24 protein-coding genes are annotated in these 22,144 nt (G+C 52.7%); 21 read left to right on the forward strand and 3 right to left on the reverse strand.

Annotation, left to right across the window (positions count from 1 at the left end):
* The first annotated feature begins 112 nt into the window (after nucleotides 1-112).
* The 3 genes from HGO41_RS15085 (at nucleotide 113) to HGO41_RS15095 (ending at nucleotide 1,247) form a co-directional block, all read left to right on the forward strand.
* On the forward strand, nucleotides 113-292 hold the full coding sequence (locus HGO41_RS15085; protein WP_013577934.1) for a GDFGVC terminal motif YodC-like protein: 180 nt from the start codon (nucleotides 113-115) through the stop codon (nucleotides 290-292).
* A 125-nt stretch (nucleotides 293-417) separates the two neighbouring features.
* Nucleotides 418-753 (forward strand): nuclear transport factor 2 family protein, encoded by a 336-nt coding sequence (locus HGO41_RS15090; RefSeq protein ID WP_013577935.1) that lies wholly within the window; start codon nucleotides 418-420, stop codon nucleotides 751-753.
* Between the two features lie 155 nt (nucleotides 754-908).
* Nucleotides 909-1,247 (forward strand): YuaE family lipoprotein, encoded by a 339-nt coding sequence (locus HGO41_RS15095; RefSeq protein WP_225444951.1) that lies wholly within the window; start codon nucleotides 909-911, stop codon nucleotides 1,245-1,247.
* 71 nt (nucleotides 1,248-1,318) lie between these two features.
* Here HGO41_RS15095 and metQ read toward each other — a convergent pair whose 3' ends face one another.
* The 3 genes from metQ to HGO41_RS15110 all read right to left on the reverse strand — a co-directional run bounded on the left by metQ (nucleotide 1,319) and on the right by HGO41_RS15110 (nucleotide 4,194).
* Entirely contained in the window at nucleotides 1,319-2,131 is an 813-nt protein-coding gene (metQ, locus tag HGO41_RS15100) for a methionine ABC transporter substrate-binding lipoprotein MetQ (RefSeq protein ID WP_013577937.1), read from the reverse strand.
* Between the two features lie 196 nt (nucleotides 2,132-2,327).
* Nucleotides 2,328-3,539, reverse strand: a complete 1,212-nt coding sequence (locus HGO41_RS15105; protein WP_013577938.1) for an MFS transporter — start codon at nucleotides 3,537-3,539, stop codon at nucleotides 2,328-2,330.
* A gap of 319 nt (nucleotides 3,540-3,858) precedes the next feature.
* The gene (locus tag HGO41_RS15110) at nucleotides 3,859-4,194 is read right to left on the reverse strand and encodes a DMT family transporter (protein ID WP_014416586.1); all 336 of its coding nucleotides are present in this window, start codon (nucleotides 4,192-4,194) and stop codon (nucleotides 3,859-3,861) included.
* Between the two features lie 285 nt (nucleotides 4,195-4,479).
* On the opposite strand from HGO41_RS15110, the gene HGO41_RS15115 reads away from it, so the two are divergent.
* From HGO41_RS15115 to HGO41_RS15200, 18 genes are all read left to right on the forward strand, one after another.
* Entirely contained in the window at nucleotides 4,480-4,782 is a 303-nt protein-coding gene (locus HGO41_RS15115; protein WP_013577940.1) for a hypothetical protein, read from the forward strand.
* Nucleotides 4,763-6,070 carry a type III PLP-dependent enzyme gene (locus HGO41_RS15120; RefSeq protein WP_112197096.1) on the forward strand — a complete coding sequence of 436 codons (1,308 nt, stop codon included), beginning with the start codon at nucleotides 4,763-4,765 and terminating at the stop codon, nucleotides 6,068-6,070. Before HGO41_RS15115 ends, HGO41_RS15120 begins: the two co-directional genes overlap by 20 nt.
* Before the next feature lie 9 nt (nucleotides 6,071-6,079).
* Nucleotides 6,080-6,991 (forward strand): hypothetical protein, encoded by a 912-nt coding sequence (locus tag HGO41_RS15125; RefSeq protein ID WP_014416588.1) that lies wholly within the window; start codon nucleotides 6,080-6,082, stop codon nucleotides 6,989-6,991.
* A 119-nt stretch (nucleotides 6,992-7,110) separates the two neighbouring features.
* Nucleotides 7,111-8,001 (forward strand): beta-ketoacyl-[acyl-carrier-protein] synthase family protein, encoded by an 891-nt coding sequence (locus tag HGO41_RS15130; protein WP_223510018.1) that lies wholly within the window; start codon nucleotides 7,111-7,113, stop codon nucleotides 7,999-8,001.
* Complete coding sequence (locus HGO41_RS15135; protein ID WP_250981185.1) at nucleotides 7,998-9,578, forward strand: class I adenylate-forming enzyme family protein; 1,581 nt, start codon at nucleotides 7,998-8,000, stop codon at nucleotides 9,576-9,578. The genes HGO41_RS15130 and HGO41_RS15135 overlap by 4 nt, the downstream gene beginning before the upstream one ends.
* Before the next feature lie 10 nt (nucleotides 9,579-9,588).
* Complete coding sequence (locus HGO41_RS15140; RefSeq protein WP_013577945.1) at nucleotides 9,589-9,843, forward strand: phosphopantetheine-binding protein; 255 nt, start codon at nucleotides 9,589-9,591, stop codon at nucleotides 9,841-9,843.
* Entirely contained in the window at nucleotides 9,844-11,397 is a 1,554-nt protein-coding gene (locus tag HGO41_RS15145; protein ID WP_250981186.1) for an AMP-binding protein, read from the forward strand. It abuts the gene before it with no gap.
* Nucleotides 11,366-12,880: an AMP-binding protein gene (locus tag HGO41_RS15150; RefSeq protein ID WP_014416592.1), complete on the forward strand. Its 1,515-nt coding sequence runs from the start codon at nucleotides 11,366-11,368 to the stop codon at nucleotides 12,878-12,880. The genes HGO41_RS15145 and HGO41_RS15150 overlap by 32 nt, the downstream gene beginning before the upstream one ends.
* Before the next feature lie 119 nt (nucleotides 12,881-12,999).
* Nucleotides 13,000-13,404 (forward strand): VOC family protein, encoded by a 405-nt coding sequence (locus HGO41_RS15155; RefSeq protein WP_013577948.1) that lies wholly within the window; start codon nucleotides 13,000-13,002, stop codon nucleotides 13,402-13,404.
* Nucleotides 13,401-14,549 carry an acyl-CoA dehydrogenase family protein gene (locus tag HGO41_RS15160; protein ID WP_153376335.1) on the forward strand — a complete coding sequence of 383 codons (1,149 nt, stop codon included), beginning with the start codon at nucleotides 13,401-13,403 and terminating at the stop codon, nucleotides 14,547-14,549. The genes HGO41_RS15155 and HGO41_RS15160 overlap by 4 nt, the downstream gene beginning before the upstream one ends.
* Entirely contained in the window at nucleotides 14,540-15,046 is a 507-nt protein-coding gene (locus HGO41_RS15165; protein WP_119262390.1) for a hypothetical protein, read from the forward strand. The genes HGO41_RS15160 and HGO41_RS15165 overlap by 10 nt, the downstream gene beginning before the upstream one ends.
* Nucleotides 15,047-15,135: 89 nt before the next feature.
* Complete coding sequence (locus HGO41_RS15170; RefSeq protein ID WP_225444953.1) at nucleotides 15,136-15,867, forward strand: alpha/beta fold hydrolase; 732 nt, start codon at nucleotides 15,136-15,138, stop codon at nucleotides 15,865-15,867.
* A complete protein-coding gene (locus HGO41_RS15175) occupies nucleotides 15,851-16,837 on the forward strand; it encodes a 3-oxoacyl-[acyl-carrier-protein] synthase III C-terminal domain-containing protein (RefSeq protein WP_013577952.1) in 987 nt (328 codons plus the stop codon). The genes HGO41_RS15170 and HGO41_RS15175 overlap by 17 nt, the downstream gene beginning before the upstream one ends.
* A 41-nt stretch (nucleotides 16,838-16,878) precedes the next feature.
* Nucleotides 16,879-18,009: an acyl-CoA dehydrogenase family protein gene (locus HGO41_RS15180; RefSeq protein WP_250981187.1), complete on the forward strand. Its 1,131-nt coding sequence runs from the start codon at nucleotides 16,879-16,881 to the stop codon at nucleotides 18,007-18,009.
* Nucleotides 17,996-18,847, forward strand: coding sequence for a hypothetical protein (locus HGO41_RS15185; RefSeq protein WP_153376329.1), 852 nt, complete (start codon nucleotides 17,996-17,998; stop codon nucleotides 18,845-18,847). The genes HGO41_RS15180 and HGO41_RS15185 overlap by 14 nt, the downstream gene beginning before the upstream one ends.
* Nucleotides 18,844-19,788: a beta-ketoacyl-[acyl-carrier-protein] synthase family protein gene (locus HGO41_RS15190; protein WP_250981188.1), complete on the forward strand. Its 945-nt coding sequence runs from the start codon at nucleotides 18,844-18,846 to the stop codon at nucleotides 19,786-19,788. Before HGO41_RS15185 ends, HGO41_RS15190 begins: the two co-directional genes overlap by 4 nt.
* Nucleotides 19,781-21,097, forward strand: coding sequence for a cytochrome P450 (locus HGO41_RS15195; RefSeq protein WP_119262385.1), 1,317 nt, complete (start codon nucleotides 19,781-19,783; stop codon nucleotides 21,095-21,097). The genes HGO41_RS15190 and HGO41_RS15195 overlap by 8 nt, the downstream gene beginning before the upstream one ends.
* Nucleotides 21,081-22,136 (forward strand): MupA/Atu3671 family FMN-dependent luciferase-like monooxygenase, encoded by a 1,056-nt coding sequence (locus HGO41_RS15200; RefSeq protein ID WP_112151491.1) that lies wholly within the window; start codon nucleotides 21,081-21,083, stop codon nucleotides 22,134-22,136. Before HGO41_RS15195 ends, HGO41_RS15200 begins: the two co-directional genes overlap by 17 nt.
* The last annotated feature ends 8 nt before the right edge of the window (nucleotides 22,137-22,144 follow it).

The following is a 22,144-nucleotide window of genomic DNA, read 5'->3' on the forward strand; positions in this document are numbered from 1 at the left end:
ATTAACGTTAAGTATAGCTTCTGATCGGTGATCCGCGAGGATGGCCGGGCTATGCGGTCTGCGGGTAACTTTTCTATAAATCACAACAAAATAGATAACCGAGGAATAAAGCATGTTTAAACCGCAAGATGTTGTTCAGTCCAAAACCGGCGGCCCGAAAATGATCGTCCGTCGTGTTGAAGGCGACACGCTGTGGTGCTCGCGTACGGACGACTTTTCTGCCACTGAAATTGAAGTAAAAGCCGACACCGTGGATCTGTATCACGAAGACGGCGATTTTGGCGTGTGCTGATCACTCCATCAATTTATCCCTCAAGGCTGCCACGGCGGCCTTTTTGTTTTCGTCAGATTGCCAAAAAGCACAACATGAATTAATATTCGATATTATTAAATAATAATTCACGAGAACAATGATACATGGACGCCAGCATTCCGGTAGAGAAACAGTTTCAGGCCTATAACCACCACGATCTCGATGCCTTTTCCGCCTGCTACAGCGAAGACTTTATCGCCTATCGCATGCCCAATATGTTGCCTTCCTTAGAGGGGAAAGACGCACTCAGAACGTTCTATAAAAACCACCGGTTCAACAACAGCGCATTACGTGCTGAGCTGATCTCACGAACCGTGCTGGGCAATAAAGTATTTGACCATGAAATGATCTACGGAATTTATGAGACCCCCGTCAACAGCATTGCCGTGTTTGAAGTCGAAAACGGGCTGATTAAGACAGCCTGGTTCTATTTTGAATAATCATGCATTTTTTGTGACTGGAAGTATTCATTGGTTGCGGATGGATATCCTCAATCATAATTTCCAATTATGTAAAATTCTGAATATAGTGGTCGGAAATTACTGAGAATAATCTGATCAAGGGACCGGCCATAATGAATAAGCCTTTTGCGTGGATGTCTGTGTTTGTTGCCGCCGCATTTTTAAGCGGATGCGCGCAGCCAACAGTTAAAAACACTGAGCAGGATCAGTCAGCACTGAATACCCGTTGCTACAGTGAGTTCAGGGCACTTCAGACGCTGGATAAACAAGCTTTCAATGTTTATAAGCAACAATTTAGTCAGCTCAACGACGCATATGCAGTTTATAAAACCAATGCTTCGCTGATTAACAAAGACTCCAAAGAAATGTTTGCGCTTGAATTAAAAGATAAGCAGACACTTATCTGTGCCCGAGTTAAAAGCGCCGTGTTCAATAACATGAATCAGCGTTCTCAGATGCTCAACGATATCTAACAGAATCAGACATTGAATCCTGGGATTTTATAATCTCAGGATTCAATGATTACTCTACCATCCTGCCCGCATTACCAGCCTTTCACCGCATCCCCGTGATAGATAGCGTCCGCCGCTTTCACTGTCGCATCCGTCTGATAAGCCTCAACCAGCTCCTTCACGGCCTGGCTGTCTTTGTTATCTTCACGTGCCACGATGATATTCACGTAAGGTGAATCTTTATCTTCGACAAACAGGCCATTTTTGCCCGGCGTCAGCCCGACCTGTCCTGAATAAGTGGTATTGATGATCGCCAGTTCAATTTTGTCGTCATCAATGGCGCGTGTCAGTTGCGGCGCTTCGATCTCAACAATTTTGAGATGCTTTGGATTTTCAACGATATCCAGAGACGTCGGCAGCAAACCTACGCCCTCTTTCAGTTTGATCAAACCTTCTTTTTGCAGCAATAACAGCGAACGGCCAAGGTTAGTCGGGTCATTAGGCACCGCAACCTGCGCGTTATCGCTGAGCTGATCAATGGATTTTATCTTGCGGGAGTATCCTGCAATCGGATAGACGAAGGTTTTCCCCACTTCCACCAGCTTGTAGCCACGCTCTTTGATCTGCTTATCCAGATAGGGACGGTGCTGGAACGAGTTTACATCAATGTCACCGCTGCTCAGCGCCGAGTTTGGCAACACGAAATCGTTGAAGGTCACGACTTCCACATCAAGGTTATATTTGTCTTTGGCAGTCTTTTTGATGGTTTCCCACATCTGCTGATCGATACCCGCGCTGATACCCACTTTAATGTGGTTTTCCTGCGATTTTTGATCACAGGCACTCAGCGCCAGTGCGCCCACCAGAGATAATGCCAGAACTGAAAATTTTAGTGTTATGCGCATAACGGTTTTACTCTTTCCGTGAATAATTAAAAGGTTGAAACAGCATCGCTGAAGATGCTCAGTGTTTCAAAGCCTGTCGGGATGCGCAAATACGAAAAAGAAATAACCTAGAGCGGGAATGCTGCCGGAACCCGCTGTATGCAGGTTCCGGCAGGAGGATTGTCTTATGTGGAAAGATTTCCTGATCGTAAACCGATCATTTGCCCGCCGCGTGTAATACCGCAGGTTGCGGGCGGGACAGGAAAATGGTGATGCCCGCCAGCAATGTCAGCACACCGCCGAGCAGGAAGGCACTGCTGACGCCCGCGCTGTCAGCGAGGATCCCGCCGAACAATGCGCCCAGCGCCAGCGACGTCTGGAAGACACACACCAGCAACGCCGAGCCGGTTTCAAACAACGCAGGCGACGCCTGATACGTCCAGATATTCAGACACACCGGCAGCGCACCAAACGCCAGTCCCCAGAGGATCACCAGGGCACAGGCCAGCGCCAGCGGCACCGGGAACAGCGACAACACCAGCACCGAGGCGCTGAGCAGCAGCATATTGAGCATAAACGCTTTCTTTACACCGAGCTCACGGACAGTAATTTCCGTGGTAAGCGTGCCTAATAACCCCGCCACACCGTAGCCCATCAGTAACAAAGAAATATTGCTGGCTGAAAGATGCAGGCTAAACCGCAGCCACGGCTCGAGGTAGGTATACGCCGCGAAATGGCCGCCTGCCATAAATACGCCAATGATCAGCGCGTAGCGGATCCCCGCGACTTTCGTGACGCTGAGCATCGCACGCAGGCCGATAGAGTGTTGTGCCGGCAGCGAAGGCAGCGCCAGCCATTGCAGCACGAAAAACGCCAGCGCCAGCACGGCGTTAAGCATAAATGCCATGCGCCAGCCGAACAGATCCCCGATAAAGGCGCCCGCCGGTACACCTGCGACCGTGCCGACCGCCACGCCCGCAGTGATCAGCGAAATGGCCCGGGCGCCCTGCTCCTCTGACACCAGCCGCCGCCCGGAAGGAATAGCAAATGACCAGAAACCACCGACACCGATGCCCAGAATTATGCGTCCGATCAGCAGAATGTTGAACGACTGAGCCATCACGGCGATACCGTTGGCCACGATCACCGTCGCAGAGAGCAATAATAATAAGGTGCGGCGATCCATTTTTCGGGCAAACAGCATGATCAGCGGCGCAGAAATCGCGGCAACTAAACCGGGCAACATCACCGCCAGACCGGCATGCCCTTCAGTGACACCCAGAGATTGCGCGATGGGCGACAGTAAACCGATCGGCAGAAATTCGGTATTAACCAGCGCGAAGGTGCCGCAGGCCAGTGAGAAAACCGCCAGCCAGCGGCGGAATGCAGAAGTTTCTGGCCGGGTGTCCAGCGATGAGCACTCAGTCATTTTATGATCCTTAGCAAGGTGAATTATTTCGAAGGTGTTGTTTTAGTATTTGAACGTAATAAACGTGATCACCATCACAGGGTCAAGCCCTTTTCATAATGACTGCCAGGGTATTTCTTATGCACCTGCCAGATAAGCCAGTCTCCGCCTGCGATGCAGGCTGCAGAGGCGCGCGGAGGTTCAAACGGAAAAGGCACATACAGATAACGTGGACAGGAAATGATTCCACATATAAGTATGTTGTAACTAAATTGCAGAAAAAGAGATCAACCGCCGGATGCGGCGGCGAATAACGTGACGGGGAAAGAGCGTTTCAGGGTTAATGCGACACAGATTTAGAATAAAGCTGGATGATCATAATGCCGAGAGCGATGCAGCCCATGCCAATCAGCGCCGGAGTATCAAGCCGCTGTTTGTAGATGAAGAATGACATGGCCGAAACAAGGAAAATCCCCATGCCTGCCCAGATAGCGTAGGCGATGCCGATATTCATCACTTTAACGACCTGAGAAAGTCCATAAAAGGAGATGGCATAACCGACGACCACAATGACGCTCGGCACTAACCGGGTGAATCCATCAGACGCCTTCATCATGGTCGTCGCCAGTGTTTCAGCGCAGATAGAAACAGCAAGGATGAGATATATTTTGAACATAAGACCTTCTCAATATGAGATTTATAAAAATAAAACATTACCCCACAGAGTCTTACATTAAACCGTCTTAACGGCAATCATGCCGGGTTTTACTGTTGTCATAAAAATAACCGGGTACGAATACTCCGCATGGCCGGAAATTATTATGTCAGCGCCCTGTCACAACGCCGGTGTGCTTCTCCCGCTTTATGATTTTCTTCTTTTATTGCAGGCGCAATTTCAAGCAAATCTTTCCTGATACGGCGGATATCATGTCAGTTCGAAGTTTTTAAAGTGGCGAAACCAATGACTATTTCATCGACAACGAAAGAATTTATACTCTCATGCTTAGAGAAAGTGGGTGTTGACAATAGAAAGTTGGCGGCTATTGCACAGGGAGCTGATATCTACGGGCCTGAAGGGTTACTGGACTCAATCCATTTAGTGGGCTTTATCGCAGAGATGGGCGAATGGATGGAAGCCAGAACCGAGGTTTCCGGGAGTTTTTTTGATATCCTCGATGGCGATCTTTTCGAAAACTTCAAAAATATCAATCAGATTGAATCACTGTTATCCCGGAGGTTTAGCGATGTCAGCTTTTCCTCCTGATAGCCAGTTTATCAGTACAGAAAAAATCGACGACATTCCTTATCAGCGTCTGGCTGACAGGGTGCCGACGCCGTTTTATGCCTACAGCGCCTCGCAAATAAAGGCCGACTTTTCAGCATTAAAAAAGTCACTTCCGGATGAGATTCATTATTTTTATTCGCTCAAAGCTAATCCCAATAAAACACTGGTTCAGTTGTTAAACCGGGAAGGTACGGGTTGTGAAGTGTGTTCTCTGGCAGAACTGGAAACAGTGATAAGTCAGGGTGTGCCCCCGGAGGATATTATTTTTGTGGGTCCCGGAAAATACATTGCTGAATTAACCCAATGTTGTCGCATCGGTATTAAAGCTGTCGTCATCGAATCCATTGAAGAAATAAAACTTCTGAATGATATTGCTGCCAGCATGGGCGTTATACAAACCATCGCCTTGCGCATCAACCCTGATTTTACGGGCGAAAAAGCCAAACTGGTGATGAGCGGCAAACCACGGCAATTTGGCATCGACGAACAACTTTTACCGCAGGCATTTGCCTGTGTCGCACAACAGGAAAATTTACGACTGGCGGGGATCCATATTTATCTCGGTACACGGATCCTCGACTGGCAAGCGCTGGCTAAAAATACCCTGAATATTCTGTCACTGGCGGGATCTTTGCAGGAGATCTACAAGGTCGATTTTGATTTTGTCGATGTCGGCGGGGGTTTTGGCGTCAGGTATTTTGATAAAGAAAAGCCACTGGATATTGTTGCGCTCGGTGGCGCGTTAGCGCCCGTTATCCGCAATTATCATGACAAATTTCCGCGCTGTAAGATCATCGTCGAACTGGGCAGATATCTGATTGCCCGTGCAGGCATTTTCGTCACCCGCGTTAATTATCTTAAACCCTCCCGGGACGAATGGTTCGCGGTGTGTGATGGCGGAGCCAACTGTCACGGCAGCGCCGCTGGCATCAACTCGCTGATCCGGCGTAATTTTCCGATGGCCCGTCTGGGTGAAACCCGTGCCGGGACACAACATCGTTATCAGGTCACCGGCCCGCTTTGTACCCCCACCGATATATTAGGTGAAAACATTATGCTGGCGGAACTGCATCCGGGTGATCTGATCGGCATCGGACATTCAGGCGCATACGGGGCCAGTGCTTCACCCGTCAACTTTTTAAGTTTTGGTCATCCCGCCGAAATTCTGGTGGAGAAAGGTCAGGCTTTCCTTATCCGAACCGCAGATAGCATTGAGACATTACTGGCACCTCAGATATGTCAGCCTTTATCTGTCGGAAATGCCTGAGGAATCTGTATGTCTCTGGAATTTTCAGCCTCCAATATTCTTTGGCATGAGTTTGAAAAAAATAACAATCCTTCTGCTACGGTGGAGAGTGAACAACTGGATAAAGTTAAAAGTTTTGTTAACGCTTTTTTTCAGTCACATTCCCGCACATGCGAAGCCCAGCTTCAGCCCGTCTCCCGTTGGGTTAACTCTCAAAACCTGACATTCACGACGATGCTCAAAAAACTGGTGACCCAGTTGGAAGAGCAGGCGCTGGTCAATGACCTGGATCTGGTGGTACTGACCCACTGGACCCCCGATGCTGAAATTGGCGCTTCAGTGACCAATGCCATTATTTATGAAACCGGTTCTCATAACGCTTTTGGTATTGCCATCAGCGATCATGGTTTAAGCAGTGGATTTGTCGCGTTGCAAATCATTGAAGATTACCTGGAAGATATCAGCGGGGACAAACGTCCGCGTAAAGCCCTGCTGATGATGGCAGATCAGGATGCCATTCTGTATGACAGCCCTTATCTCGCCAATTTCCACCCTGCGGCCAGTTGCTGTTTGCTCCTTTTACAAAGCAACGCGACCCACGAACCCCATAAGGTCGCCGGTAATATTACCTTTAAAAATTATCAGAAAACCTCGCTGCCGGTTTCAACGGCGGACATTTATCCCCTGCTTTCCACGCTGAAGATGTTCAGTGCCGCTGAAAACGCATTGCCGCTGATTATTCTGACCAGCAAATCGTTTTCACAGGTTCTGCAACGGGATGCCAACTTCTCGGGTGTCAGGATAGAAACCTGGGACGATGCTTTACTGTCTTCAGCACCCTGGGTGTTATTAAAAAAGCTCGCTCAGAAAAATACGCGGTTCTTATTAATGATGCCGGAAGGGAAGAATATGATCTTCGCCAGTTTTGTGATGGAGAGCTGAAGGTGTATATCCATGCCATCACAAGCCTGATAGCTCCGGTTCTTACCCCGCTCTCCCTGCTGGAAAAAAAATACTGCTGGGGAGAACGGAATCATAAAATTTTTAGCCGTTTTCATAAGATGCAATCTGCCAGTCTGTTTGCTGATGAAACATTGCCGGATCTGCTCTCCGACCTTCTGCAAAAATTACGCGCTGAATGCGACCCCGGTTTATTTCGCCAAATCCGCTATGTCGCCTGGGCGCATTCTCTGCACGCCACAAGCCCGTTTGACCGGATGGAAGAACTGTCCACGGTATTTCAGACGTTTTTTGGCGACCAGGAGATCGAATTTTTTTCTGCGACACAGGCTTCCTGCGCTTCAGGTCTGGTGAGTTTGAAATATTTGCAGGCGAAAATGCGCGCCGCACAGCAGAACACTCTCTCTGAGAACTGTGGCTCTGAGAACCAGGCCTCTGTCTGCGGGGTGCTGATCACCGGTGAAAAATGTTTTCACCGCACGGTGCAATATGTCGATCAGAATGGTTATTTTGGCGAAGCCTTTTGCGCCACGCTGGTTGGCATGGCCCCTTCTCCTCATTCGCTGCATCTGCGCGCACTGCATTTACAACAACTCGGGGCTTATGGCACGCGGATGCGGGAAACGGATCGCGAAAGTGAAAATGCCTATGACCACGCATTTTTGCCGGTGATGACCGAAACCATTCAAAAAACGCTGGCGGGCGCGGGACGTAAACCGGAAGAACTCAGCGCCGTGCTCCCTTACCACATCAGCCCGGTGACCTTTGACCGCCTTGCTGATCGCAGCGGATTTAGCCGGGACATCGTATTCCGCCATAACCTCTACACGCTCGGTCACTGCTTTTGCAGCGATGCGTTTCTCAATATCAAAAGCCTGCTTGCCTGTGGGGATAATGCCGTCAGAGCGCGGTGCATTCTGGCTCTGGCCTCAGGCGTGGCGGGCACCTTTGGCGCAATGGTTCTCGAATCAGACAATGAGGATATTCCATGAGCACAACCCATTTAACGCAGTGGCTGGCCCGTGCTGCACAGGCTTTTCCCGAGAAAACCGCCCTGGTTGCCGGTGATGAAGAGATAAGCTGGTCAGCACTGTTCCAGCGGGTCATGAAAACGGCCACCTCTTTGCAACAGCATCACATTAAACGGGGCGATCGGGTGGTGGGCTGGCTGCCGAACAGTATCGACTTTGTGGTGTGCTTCTGGGCGGTTCAGCACCTGCAAGCCATTTTTGTCCCTCTTAACCCTGACACGCCCGTCGCGCGCGTGGGCTGGATATGCAACAACGCAGAAGCCAGTTTGCTGATCAGCAGTGCAGATCAGGCGGATGCGCGGGTCACGGCTAGTGCAGATCACGCCCCGTATCCGGTGCTGTTTGACAAGCCGGGCACAGAAAGTCTGAGCCGCCCGGCGTTACTTTCATTACAGCAGATCGCGGCGCAGGCAGACGTTACACCGCTTGTGCCGGAAGACGCGCTGGATATCGATCTGGCCTGCCTGATTTACACATCCGGTTCCACCGGAGATCCGAAAGGCGTCATGCTGACCCAGCGCAATATGTTGAGCGCGGCGACATCCGTCAGCACCTATCTGGATCTGAGGGCAAGCGATCGGATTTTCTGCACGATCCCGATGAGTTTTGACTACGGGCTTTATCAGGCCATCATGGCCACCAGAGTGGGCGCGACGCTGATTATCGAAAAAGATTTCAGCCGTCCGTTGTTTGCCCTCAAACAACTGGTGAAACAGCGGGCATCGGTTTTGCCGATTGTCCCCACCATGCTGGCCCTCATTGCCCCTCTGGCAAAACGTTATGATTTTTCATCCGTGCGTAAAATCACGAATACGGCTGCCGCGTTGCATTCCAATGATATTGATACGCTGATTGCCCTGTTCCCTCAGGCAGAAATTTTCTCTATGTACGGACTGACGGAATGCCATCGCTGCACCTGGCTTCCGCCAGCGATGTTGTCGACACATAAAGAGAGCGTCGGTTACGCCATCCCGAATACCGAACTTTGGGTGGTGGATGACAACGGTGTCCCGCATCGCAGCAATGCCACGGGCGAGCTGGTTATTCGTGGCGCGACGGTCATGCGCGGTTACTGGCGCAATGAAGAACAGACGCAAAAGAAATTACGTCCCGGCCCGCTGCCCGGCGAATCCGTGCTGTATACCGGAGACATCTGCCGGCTGGATGAACGTGGCCTGCTTTATTTTGTCGCCCGCAAAGATGACATTCTGAAAACCAACGGCGAAAAAGTGGCGCCGCGGGAAGTCGAAGGCGTGCTCAAACGCATCCCCGGGGTCGGACAGGTAGCGGTGATTGGCGTCCCTCATGCCATTTACGGTGATGAGATCGTCGCCTGTATTGAATGTGTGACGGCGCCCGATATTGCCCTGCTCAAAGCCTTCTGTCAGACCCATCTCGAAAGCTACAAGCGCCCTCACCGCTATTATTTCAGTGAGGCGTTACCCAAAAATAATAACGGAAAGATTGATCGTAACCGGCTGCCTGAACTCCTGTTACAGCGCTCCCATGATGTTCAACGCGAATCCGTAAAATCATAAGGAAATCATTATGTTTACTTCAACAATCATTGAGGCCATCGGCTTAGTGCTGGAAAGTTCTCATCTCTCAGAACTGCATGCAGAAACACATCTGGAACGCGATTTAGGCTTTGAAAGCGGGCTGTATATTGAACTGATTATGTATCTGGAAGAGAAAGTCGACGGGCTGATCCTGGATCCGGCCACGCTGGAATTTGAGCATTTTGAAACCGTGGGCAGCTTATCGAGATTCATTCAACTGCAACTCGCGAACCGGGCTGCCTGAATGGAACAATGGGCAGAGGTTATCGCGATTTTCATGCGTTTCCGGCACCGGCCCGAACTTGCCTGGTGCCATGATACACACCGTCGCGATTATGCCACGCTGAGTCAGCGCGCAATGGATCTCGCCGTGCAGATCCGCCAGCATCAGACAGACACTGACCGCCATGTAAAACCGGTGCTGGTCTACGGGCATAAGTCGTTCGATTTTATTGCCGCCTGGTGGGCATGCCTGCTCTGTGGCTGCCCTGTGGTGCCTGTTGAATCGGATAACAGCCCGGAACGCGTGGAGAAAATTGCGCTCACCCTCGGTGCAGGTCTGCTGCTGAATACGACGGCGACGCCGGTTCAGATGAACGCGGTCAGGGTACTCAACACGGCGGAAATTAACGGACCTGTCTGTACGGATGCCACACTGCATGCGCTGCTGAGTGAAAGCCGCCAGCGTTTGCAGGATGTCCCCGGCGAACCGCTGGCTTACATCATGTTTTCCTCCGGCACCACCGGCGAGCCGAAAGGGATCCAAATCACCCTGCGCAATATGGTGAATTTCATTCACTGGATCCGCGAAGATTTTCCACTGGACGGTGCCGTCACCGGCAATGTTCGCTACTGCTTTGATGTTTCCTTATTTGAAATCTGGTTAGCTTGGGTTTTCCTGCAACCGCTGTCGGTGCTCGATCACCGCGAACTCATCAGCACCCGCAAAATGATTGCACAGCATGCAGAAACCGGTGTTGTCTGCTGGGTATCCACGCCTTCGATTATCCGCCTTTATCTGCTGGACCCCACGTTCAGTGCCGCACAACTTCCCCTGCTCCGGCGGTTTATTTTTTGCGGTGAAACACTGACAAAAGACATCGTCACACAGCTATGGACACGATTTCCCGATGCCAGCGTGATAAACACCTATGGCCCGACGGAATGCACGGTTGCGGTGACCTCGGTGCTTATTACACCTGAAATGATCAGCGACCCGCTACCCTTGCCGATTGGCGCGGCCAGACCGGGCGCGGTACTCAGCCTGCACGGACAGGAAAGTGACAGCGGCCGGGGCGAGCTGTTAATCAGCGGCCCCTGCATCGGGCCAGGCTACCTCAATGCACCGCTGAAACAGCAAACACAGTTTATCCGCCATGCCGGGCAAAATGCCTATCTGACCGGTGATATCGGCCAGGCGAAGGGAGATTGTTACTATTTTCTTGGCCGCGAGGACGGGGAAGTCAAGATCCAGGGACACCGCATCGATCTCTATGAAATTGAGCATTTCCTGCGTAGCCAGAATCTCGTGTCGGATGTCGTTGCAGTGCCTTTTCTACGCAAAGGCAATGCCGAGGCCATCCAGGCCTGCGTGATCCTCAATGATTCCTGCGCGCTTTCAGCGCTGGGCCACGCGATGCAGGCACATTTCCCGCCGTGGTCGATCCCCCGTTACTGGTATGCCATTCCTCATACTATTTTGAATCATAACGGAAAACTTGACCGCAGCGCGGCGCGTGATCTGGCACTGGATAAAGGGGAGAAATATGTTTTTATCGCAAATCAGACCGCTGTTTGACCGGCTTCGCAACCGCGATGACGCCATCGCGCTGATTAATCAGCAAGGCACCTACAGTTTTGCTGAACTGGGCGCACGGACGGCCGCCATCGCCCATTTTCTTACCCCTCTCGCGGGTCGCAATGTGCTGATCTATGGTCATAAACAACTCGATGCGGTCGCCGCTATTCTGGCCTGCATCAGTAAAGGCTGTTGCTTCACCTTTGTGGATCAGGCAAATCCGCCGTCCAGAATTGAAAAAATAGCCCGGATGACGCGCACGGAAGTGATCATCACCACCCTGCCGCACCCCCTCGCCGGGCTGGAGCAATGGCCGCAGTGTGTCAGTGCTTCACTGGCAGACATTTCTCCTGCAACGCTGCCCGCTGAACCATCATTAACCCAATCTCTTTTCTATATCCTTTCCACCTCGGGCAGCACCGGTGAGCCTAAAGGCGTTATGGTCAGTTATGACAATTTTGCCGCTTTCAGCGCGTGGTTCGCACCGCAAGTCACCGGCGGAACGGACAAGGGCTGCCATATTAATCACGCCTGTTTTTCTTTTGATATGGCGATCCTCGATCTCATTCCGGTTCTCAGCCGCGGGCAGACCGTGCTGATGCTGGATCATTGCAATAATGTTTTGCCCCGGCAAAACATCAGGCTGATGACAAGAGAGCCAGATGTGGCCGTCACCAGTTGGTTTTCAACACCCAGTTTTGCTGAACTCATGCTTAAAGACGCGCTGTTCAGCCACGTTAAGTTCCCCGCCCTGAAGCGTTTTTATATCGGCGGTGAACGGGTTGCGCCAGGTTTGATCACACAGTTACAGACGCGTTTTCCGTCGCTTGAAGTGATGCACGCTTATGGCCCGACCGAGACAACCTGCGTGACGCATACGCATCTTTTGTCCCAGCCGCTACACCATCAGGCGGGGTTATTGCCGCTGGGCAAGCCGCAAGGGCTGAACCGCATTCGCATCGTCGATGCGGCCGGTCATCCGGTTTCTGCCACAACGGTAGGTGAAGTCAGGCTTTACGGCCCTCAGGTTTCACAGGGCTATCTGCCGGAGGATCACCCCCGCAATCAGGCTTTTGCTGAGGATGAATGGGGTCGCTATTACGCCACGGGCGATCGCGGTTTTGTCGACGAAAATCAGTCACTGTTTATTTGCGGCAGAGATGACGGACAGTTTAAGTTGCATGGCAATCGCATTGAGCTGGCAGAAGTAGAATCCGCCGTGTGCCGAAATGCCAACGTGATCCAGTGCTGTCTGGTACCGCTCGAAGAACAGGGAAAAGTGACCGACCTGCAACTGTTTGTACAACTGCATGATGACAATGCGCTGCAGCGGCAAGCATTACGCCATTTCTTGTCCGGGCAGCTACCGGGATACATGATCCCTAAACAACTGGTCTTTTGCCAACACTTCCCCCTGACATTGCATGGCAAAATAGACCGGCAGGAACTCGTCCGGCAATACGCGGTTTCTGACAGTTTTTAATCGACATCCTGCAATCACATATAAAAAATCCAGCGTAATTGCTGAGAAAATACCCGGCATCAATTTATCTTCATGATGATGAAGGCCATATAATTTTATGACGGGTTAACGGGGTTATCATGCGTTTCGATCATACCGGTTATGTCGTATCAGATACCGATGCAACCGTCGCGGCTATTAAACTCTTTTTCCCCGTGACCGTCAGGTATAAAGAACAGATTCATGCTCAGCGGGTGTTAATCACGTTGCTGTCCACGGCAGAGGGAAATAACCAGATCGAGCTGGTTGAACCATTGCCAGATAATATTCATCTGCAAAGCATGCTGGATAAATCAGGCAAGTCATCCCTGCCTTATCATATTTGTTTTGTTGTCGATGATTTTGACCAGCAATATCAAACCATGAAATCCGCAGGCTGGATGGTATTAACGCGCCCGTTTCATGCCTTTAATAATCATCACCGCGCCAGCCACCTTTATCATCCTGATGCCGGAATCATCGAAATCATGTCGGGGTCGCTATGAAATCATTTTACGATCACCCATCAGACGCGGATTTTTTCACGCCGGATGCCCAGGCGCAGGCGATTGCCGATAAGCTCCGCCAGATAACCTCGCCGGACGACACGCGGACGGTCATCAGCCAGTGGTCGCAGGCTGCGGCGTTTAATCTCCTCGGCGTGCCCGCTGAATACCCGTCACACAAGCCACATCTTCAGGCTTATCAGCACATCCGTTTGACTGAGCGCTACCGGCTCTATGAAAAAGTGGCCTTTATCTCCCCGATACTCATGTTTTCGGCTCCCGGCCCCGGCATGGCGGCTTTTGCCGTCTCCGGGCTGGGGACAGAACAACAACAGGATGCTTTTTTTAGCCGCTTTCAGCAGACCTTAAGCTGGTCTTGTTTTGCGATGACTGAACCGGCGCAGGGAAGCGATGCAGGTGCCATGGAAACCACGGCGTCGCCGGTTGACGGCGGGTATCTGCTCTGCGGGAGAAAAATGTTCATCGGCAACGGCATGATTGCCGATACCGGTGTGATATTTGCCCGCACAGCACCCGGACCTCTGGGTATTAATGCTTTTATTTTTAATCCGCAGTCAGCAGAAATTTCCCGCTACGCACTGGAATTAAACGGGTTGAAAGGCACTAACCTTGCGCACATGCAGTTTGATGATCTGTTTATCCCTGAAGCAGACATGTTGGGCAGGCATCTGAAGCCGACGGAGCGGTTTGCAAAATCCGCCATCGCCACATTCGATGCCCTGCGTCCTTGCGTCGGCGCGCTGGCGCTGGGTGTCGCGCGGCGCGCACTGCACGAATGGCAACATGAGCGGCGACTGACACCTTCGCAGTCTGCCTGGCTGTCGCAGATGGAACGCCGCTGGCTGGTGGTCTATCACCACGGGCTGCGGGTCTGCCAGCAAACCGAAGATAAGCTTGCGCCGGAAAATCATCCCGGAATGGTAAAAACCAGTTGCGTGATCCTGGCGGAAGAGCTGATTTGCGGACTGATTCACCGTACACCGGCCAGAGATATGCGTCTGCTAAACACACTATGGCAGGCCTTCCGGGATGTGAAAGCCTTTGAATACACTGAGGGAACGCGGCAGATCCACCGTTTAAATCAGGGGTTTTCCCGGCCGCAAGAGGTGAACACATGCCTGTAACCGTCACCTTGCTCGGTCAGGGCACGATAACGGTTCTCACCCGCAGCCAGGCCGTCACACCGGACAGCCGGCATTTCATTGCTTCAGAACTTTTGGCGACAGAACACAGGGCGGCGGGCAACTGGTATCATCACTGGCCTGAAGAGGATTGCGGAAACCGTCTGCATGCTAAAGCCCTGATCACGCTTTGCCAGCACCATGTTCTCTCCTCTACGGAGAGTCTGCTGGTCTACGATTCACGGTATCCGGCCGCACGCGGCGCCACCCCTTTACTGCAAAGTTTGCTGTGCCACTGCCCGGAATTTTCCGAAGCCTGGGGGATTTGCAGTGGCCGTTTTGATCCCGGTGAGGCGTACAGGCTGGCTCAGACCCTGATGCAGGAGGAATGCCGCTTACTTTATCTCTACGACCCGATACAAAGGCTGAGTCAGGATCCCACGCCTCAGGAGTCAGAATTGCACTATCTGATTTTCTCGGCACGGATGTTGAGAAAGTAATGGATAATTTGCTGGTTTCGCTGACAGATAAGCTGTCAACCCCGGCTGTTTTTCCGATGCGTCCCTCAGAGGTGCAGCAGCTCGCGCTGATGAGAACGGAAACAGTGCATTGCGGGCCATATCGCAGCCGGGTGCTGATCAGTCAAGGTCCGATGCAGGCGGCAAAAAAAGCGCTTGTGTTACATGGCTGGGGTGGTCATCCCCTGATGCTGGCGCAGGCTAAAGATATTCTGCTGGCGCAGGGATATGAGGTGTATCTGCCGTTTTTACTCGGACATGATCCGCAAACGCCAGCCCCCTGTGATTTTCCCGCACAGTGCCAGTTACTGCTCACCCTGCAAAATACCTTTGGTGCTTTCGACACCGTCGTTGCCCATTCTGCTGGCGGGCTGATCACCGCCTTGTCGGCATCTCTCGGCTTTCGCTTCAGCCGGCTGGTGCTGATGTCAGTTCCGGCCTCGTTTACCAGCCTGCTGCAACACTACCTGCGGCAAAATCATCTGCCTGAATCTTATCTTGCCCCGCTGTGCGCGTGGTATCAGGCCCGCTTCCCGGCACCGGAGATGCCCGCAACGGACTCGCTTTTTGCGCTGGGCGACATCCCTGCACTGATACTTCAGGGTCAGCAGGACACCAGAATCAATCCGGCCGATGCGTGGAAAATTCACCGTCAGTTACCCGGCAGCCAACTGGCATTGATAGAGCATACCGGCCATCTGGGTGTGCTGACTCATCAACGGACACACTACGAATTAAACGCCTTTCTCCGTACGGCAAACGCTGATCCTGAAAAAAGGAGCCACTATGTTGGGTCACATTGAATCCCTGACGGTCTACATTCCTGAACAACGGAAATCACTGGCGGAAGTCGCGCCCGCGCTGCAACTGAGTCCGCTGGATATCAGAATGTTTTCCCGCTTTTACGGGCTGGCAAATTTCCCACGCCAGCCGGGTTCACTTGATGATCTGTTGCGCCCGTTGTTAAAGCAGTTCACCGACCATCACGCTGATTGGCTCCCCCGCATTAAACATGTGGTGCATGCCCATACGCTGCCCGGCATTCGCCCTTTCGACCTGTCGGGCAAAGCCCTGCTCGACGAGGCCGGATTTGCTGACGACACCCATTACACCTCGCTGACGATGGGGCATTGTTCGACGTCATTGTCAGCCGTGGAATATGTTTGCAGCCGGATTAAAACGGGGGAATATGCCTTGTTGCTGGTCGGCGAAAAGGCCTTTCACCCCAAAGTCGAACTGATCGACGATACCACCATTATGGGCGAAGCGGCCTGCGCCGTTCTGCTCAGTCGCGCCGGGGAACGCTGCAAAGTGACCGCCAGATACAGCATGCAGGCGGGAGAATTCAGTCAGCATCGCGGAAATGAATCAGGTAAGGAATCACGCTTCGCCAGCGTTTATTTTTCTTTTATCGCCACCGCGATGCGCAATGCCCTGGAACATTTCGGGCATACTGCCGGTTCGCTTGACTGGATTGCACCGCATAATGTGAATTTATCGTCATGGCAGAAACTTGCTGACGAACTGAATATTCCGCGGCAAACACTATTTCTCGAAAACGTGCCACGTTATGGTCATTGTTTCGGCGCAGATCCTTATCTGAATTTGGCGACATTGATCCGTCAGAAAAGATTATCGCCCGGCAATCATGTGATGCTGGTAAGCGTAGGCATGGGCGCGACCTTCTCTTCATTGCTGCTGGTATTATCAGCCGGTAATGAAATTCCGGTATTTTGCAATTTGGAGCAATTTCCAGATATTAAGCAGGATTAAGTTAATACGCACTTGTTCTTTATGTGATGTGTTAACTCCTCATGGCTGATATTACCCGATACTACCCGCAGCTGAATGAACTCCAGGCACTGCTCACCACGGCTGGCAAAATTTCGGAATATAAACCGGATCAGGCGCTGGCCTGTTTTGATCATCCCGAACTGATGAGCATTGCCTGTATCGGCATTCCCTCCCGTTTTAATCCCTGGGAAACGGCGGCCTTCTCTGACGTTGATTACTCACATCACTTACAGATCATCGAATATCTGAGCCGGGCAGATGCCAGCGCGATGATGATGTTGCCCGGTGCATCCCTTAGCACCCGCGCTATTTTGACGCTCGGCACTGAGCGGCAACAGGCACGGTTTTTCGCCTGCTTTGAACACAGCCCTGCCTGGACATTTTTTGCCGTCACCGAACCGGGGTTTGGCTCCGACGCCACGGCAATTGCCTGCGAACTCACGCAAAACAGTCAGGGATGGTGGCTGAACGGGCAAAAGATGCTGGTCGGCGGCGCGATGCGCGCCAGCGCGGGCCTGGTATTTGCCCGTTATGAACAGACCCACCGGCTGGTGATGGTGTTTCCCGAAGGCAGAACCGGACCTTTGCAGCGTGAACTGCTCGATACCTTCGGGTTAGCGGGTGCGGCACTGACACGTCTGACGATGACCAATCTGAGTGTCAAAGAAGACGATATTTTAGGGCATGAACGCCGGGGATTGCAGCAGGGGCTTAATGCGCTGAGCAAGGTCTTTGAGCGCCACCGTCCCATGGTGGCGGCTATGGCGCTGGGCACCACTTACGGTCTGCTGAAAACGCTGGAAACCCGACCATTACCCGCAACTGCGCAACATTGGATCGCCTGCCAGTGGCGTAAATATCATGTTCTCTTTCAGCAGATGCTCGCACTGGCGGAAGGCTACCGTACGGGTCAGCAGCAATATGCCAGCACCAGCCGCCTCAAATTAAGCGCTACCCGTCTGGCCGAAGAGACGGCGAGCCATCTGCCCCACTGGCTCGCCACCGAAGACTGGCTGGAAGAGACTTTCCTGCGCAAGCGCTACCGCGACAGCTTTGCTTTTGAATACATGGAAGGCACCAGCAATATCCACTTACTTAACAGCTTCCGCACACCTGAAATTCAGGGAGATCAACGCCATGCTGTACCTTGATCCCGCCGATATTGTCAGCCAGTCGTTTCATCACACCGACGTCCCTCAACCGGAGTGGGAAACGGATATTCCGCACTGGCGTTCGTATGTTCAGCATTTTTTCGCCGCTAACGGTGAGCCGCTCAGTCAGGAAAACGAGCAGGTTAACACCTGGATCACCAGCAATGAACGGGCAGCCTTCAGCGATATGGTCGCTACGTTGCTGCCACATCTTGCCCCGGTCGTTCAGCCGCAGCGGGTGAAAACGGTGCTGATGGCGCACTGGACGCCTGACCTGCACATGGGGAGTTCTGTGGTGAATTTAGCCATACATCAGCTTGGCCTCACCGACTGTCTGGCGCTGGCAATCAGCGATCGCGGGCCGGATGCGGCGTTGTTTGCCCTTGATGGCCTCAGCGACTGCCTGCAAGGGAAAGCGGAAGACGGATTGTTACTGATCGCCGAACAAAAAAGCCTGATGTACTTTTCACCGCTGATGGCGCGCCTGCAACCGGAAAACAATGCCTGCCTCTGTCTGGTCAATACGCAACAGCGCGGATTACGTTATCTGGGGTATCAGCGTCTGAAAACGTCCGCAGATTTTAGCGAGGCCATCTTGCAGTCCGTTGAGCATTTCGGTTTTACCCGCGAACGGTTAACGCTGATCGGCCCTCAAAATTGTCTCGCCAGTTTACCGGAAGGCTTTACGTCACTGGCGGTCAATCCCCGTTTACTTTGCGCGGCGCCTTTTGTCGCCCTGGGTCAAAACTGGCAGCCCGGACGTGATTATCTGCTGATGAGTGAACACAACGGACGGATAAGCCTGTGCGGTCTGGCGGCAGCAGAGAACCTGAGATGAATATTTTTGCGCTGAAAACCTGTATTCCTGTCACACGGATATCGCTTGACGCGATCCTCGCCCATCGCGGCGCGAACCCCAGCGAAGCCCGGACCTTCCGGCATCTTTTCGGTTTTCAGGAAGCATCAACGCTGGCTGAAGACGAAAGTGCCGCCGCGACGTTTGAATCGCTGTTGCAGCAAACCGTCGTACAGTTAACGCAGGCTGAAAAAATCGATGCGATTATTTTGGTTCAGGGATTGCCCGCCCGTTCACGACGGCAACGGGTTGATTTAGCGTTGCTGCGGCAACGTTTTGATTTTATTGCCCCTGACGCACATCTCATCACCCTTAATCAGCAAAACTGCGCCACGTTATTCTGGGGTCTGCTGATGGCTGAGCGCATGCTTGAGCAGGGAAAATATCAGTGTGTGGCTCTGCTGGCAGGCGACACGCTGGCAGATTTCAGCCTGGCAGAGCGCTATGTTCCCGGCTGCACATTAATCGGTGATGCCTTTGTGTGTGCCTTGCTGAGACCGGGCGGCGGTGAGCGCAGGGTGTCCGGCATTCACTGTTTTCATCATCCCGCATTCTGGCAGGGCCTCGACGGCAGCCGGGAAGATATTAAGCGTTTTTATCAGTCTCATGACGCTCTGATCGACATGGCGCTGCGTCAGTATCCGGCTGAACAGCGGAAGGACGCATGGTTACTGCCTCACAACATTAACCGCCTGAGCTGGCAAACCTGGCGGCGGCATCCTGATCGCGCCCATCAGCGGATCGCCACCGATCTCATCGGGCAATGCGGACATTGTTACGCCACCGATCCTCTCTTACTGCTCGATACCCACCCGCCAGCCGAAACCGGCCAGCCAGCCATTTTACTTTCTGTCGGGCTCGGCGGTTGGGTGGGCAGCGCCATGATCACTTCAGACACATTTGCGGAGCCTCAGGATGCCTGATAACGCGCAAGCCATCCCTTTTTTCATCCCGCTTTCCTCGCAGTTTGCCCGGCTCGGTTTTCTTAAAATCGCCGAAATGGCCTGTCGTCAGCACGGAGATAAAGTCTGGATTGGTGAAAAAGACAATGCGGTGCTGCTGCTTGCCGGCGCCCGCCATGTCCGGTTGCTGATTGAGCAGGAAAGCCAGTTCGTGAAGGAATTTGAACATCTTTCCTCAGCCTCAACTATCGGACGCATCTTGCTGGGCCAGTCACTGACGACATCCAAAGAAGGCGAGGAATGGCGGCTGGCAAGGAAACTCACCACACCGCTGGTGAACCCTAAATCCCCGTTGCTGAAACAAAGCACCGACCTCTCCGCCCGCTGGCTGCTGGATATTCTGCAGGATCCGCAGCAGACCTCATTGCGTGAAATCTGCCTGCACTGGGCGCTGATGTGTGTGGCGGAAGGATTTTTTGGCCGGGAGATCAGTCTGGCCCAACTGAATACGCTGATTGGCCATTTCCGTGATATCTATCTGCAACTGATTATCGCCGCACCGGACGCGGATTATGAGGCACTGTGCAGGCATCCGGCACTGGTCGCCTTCCGGCTGGAGGCTGAGTCCCTGCTTGGCCCGTTGCTGGATGACGCCAGGGGCGGCAATACCACGATGCTGGAACGTCTTTGTCAGGCGCTCAGTCCCGGCGCGCACCCCGAAGCGCGTGAGAGAGTGATCAATCTTCTGCTGGGCAATCTTGCCGCCAGCGTCGATAACACGGGTATTGCCTTGTTATGGACGCTGACACATCTTTCGCAGCACCTGAACTATCAGCACTGCGTACGTGAGGAAGCGGCTCAGGGCAAACGAAACATGGCCTCAGCCATTGTCCGGGAATCGCTCCGTCTGACGCCGGTGACAGCGTTTTTTGAGCGCCGGGTGGCAGAAAATATCGTGGTGGATGACGTGGTGATTACGGCGGGCACGCGGGTTTTATTCTCCCCCTGGCTGATTCACCGTCATGCCGCCTGCTGGGCAGAACCGCTTTGCTTCAGGCCGGAACGGTTTCTGGGTGAAGAGAAAATTGCGCCGGAGCATTTTTTACCCTTTAGCGTCGGAAAACGAAACTGTGTGGGCATGACTCTGGCTCTCGACCAGCTGACCACGGCGGTCGCGACACTGTGCGAACATTTTCAGTTTTCGCTCGCCCCTTCGACGTCACCTGCCGCCCTCACCCCGCTTTTTGCGCTTAATGTCATCCCGCGCGGTGACCTGTCTTTCATTCTCACGTCCACAAACAAGGCTGAACAGCATGACCACATCCCGTGAGATCCCGGCGCTGAGCCTGTTCTGCTTCGCCGATGTGGCCAGAGACAACTTTGCTGATAAATATGAACAATTATTAAGTACCGCACGGCTGGCAGATACGCTGAATTTTCATGCTATCTGGACGCCCGAGCGGCATTTCCATACCTTTGGCGGCATGTTTGCTAATCCTTCGGTGGTCAGCGCGGCGCTGGCGGCCTGCACGCAACGTATCGGTATCCGGGCAGGCAGCGTGGTGCTGCCGTTACATGATCCTCTGCGGGTTGCCGAAGAATGGGCCATCGTCGATAACCTGTCTCATGGCCGCGCTGGCGTGGCGTTTGCCAGCGGCTGGCAGCGTAATGATTTTGTGCTCAGGGCTGAGAATTACCGCCAGAGACAACAGGTTCTTTTTTCCTCACTGGCGCAGGTTCAGGCGCTGTGGCGCGGTGAATCCGTCACACGCCACGAGCTTTCGCTGCCTGCGCAACCCGAACCGGTCAGCCTGAAAACCTGGCCGGCACCTTTTCAGACAGAGATCCCCGTCTGGCTGACCACCGGCAGTAATCCCGATTTATTTACTGAGGCCGGAAAACGCGGGCTGAATGTGCTCACCCATCTGGTTTCGCAGACCCGCGAGCAACTGGTGGAAAACTGCGCGGCGTATCGCCTCGCACGCCGTCAGGCGGGTTTTGATCCCGCAGAAGGCACCATCACATTAATGCTGCACACGCAGGCCGGAGCAGCACGAAAAACGCTGTTGCCACGGCTTAAACCGGCACTTACCGGTTATCTGCAGGCATTTATGGCGCTTTCCGACAATCTCAGTCAACCACGGGTCGCCGATGCGGAGCAAAATGAGAAGAAGCAAGCCTACACACTGAAATGGGGAGTGGAGAAATATCTCAACCACTGCGGTTTATTTGGCTCTGCACAAGAATGCGCAGATCAGCTTGCCCGTCTCAGGCAGGAAGGAATCGATGAAGTTGCGTGCCTGATGGATTTTGGAATGCCTCAATCAAGTGTGGAAGAAACGCTTCGGACACTTGCTACATTGTTATGAAATCAAGG

The sequence above is a fragment of the Rahnella sp. CG8 genome (genome assembly GCF_023701875.1).
Taxonomy (GTDB): domain Bacteria; phylum Pseudomonadota; class Gammaproteobacteria; order Enterobacterales; family Enterobacteriaceae; genus Rahnella; species Rahnella aceris.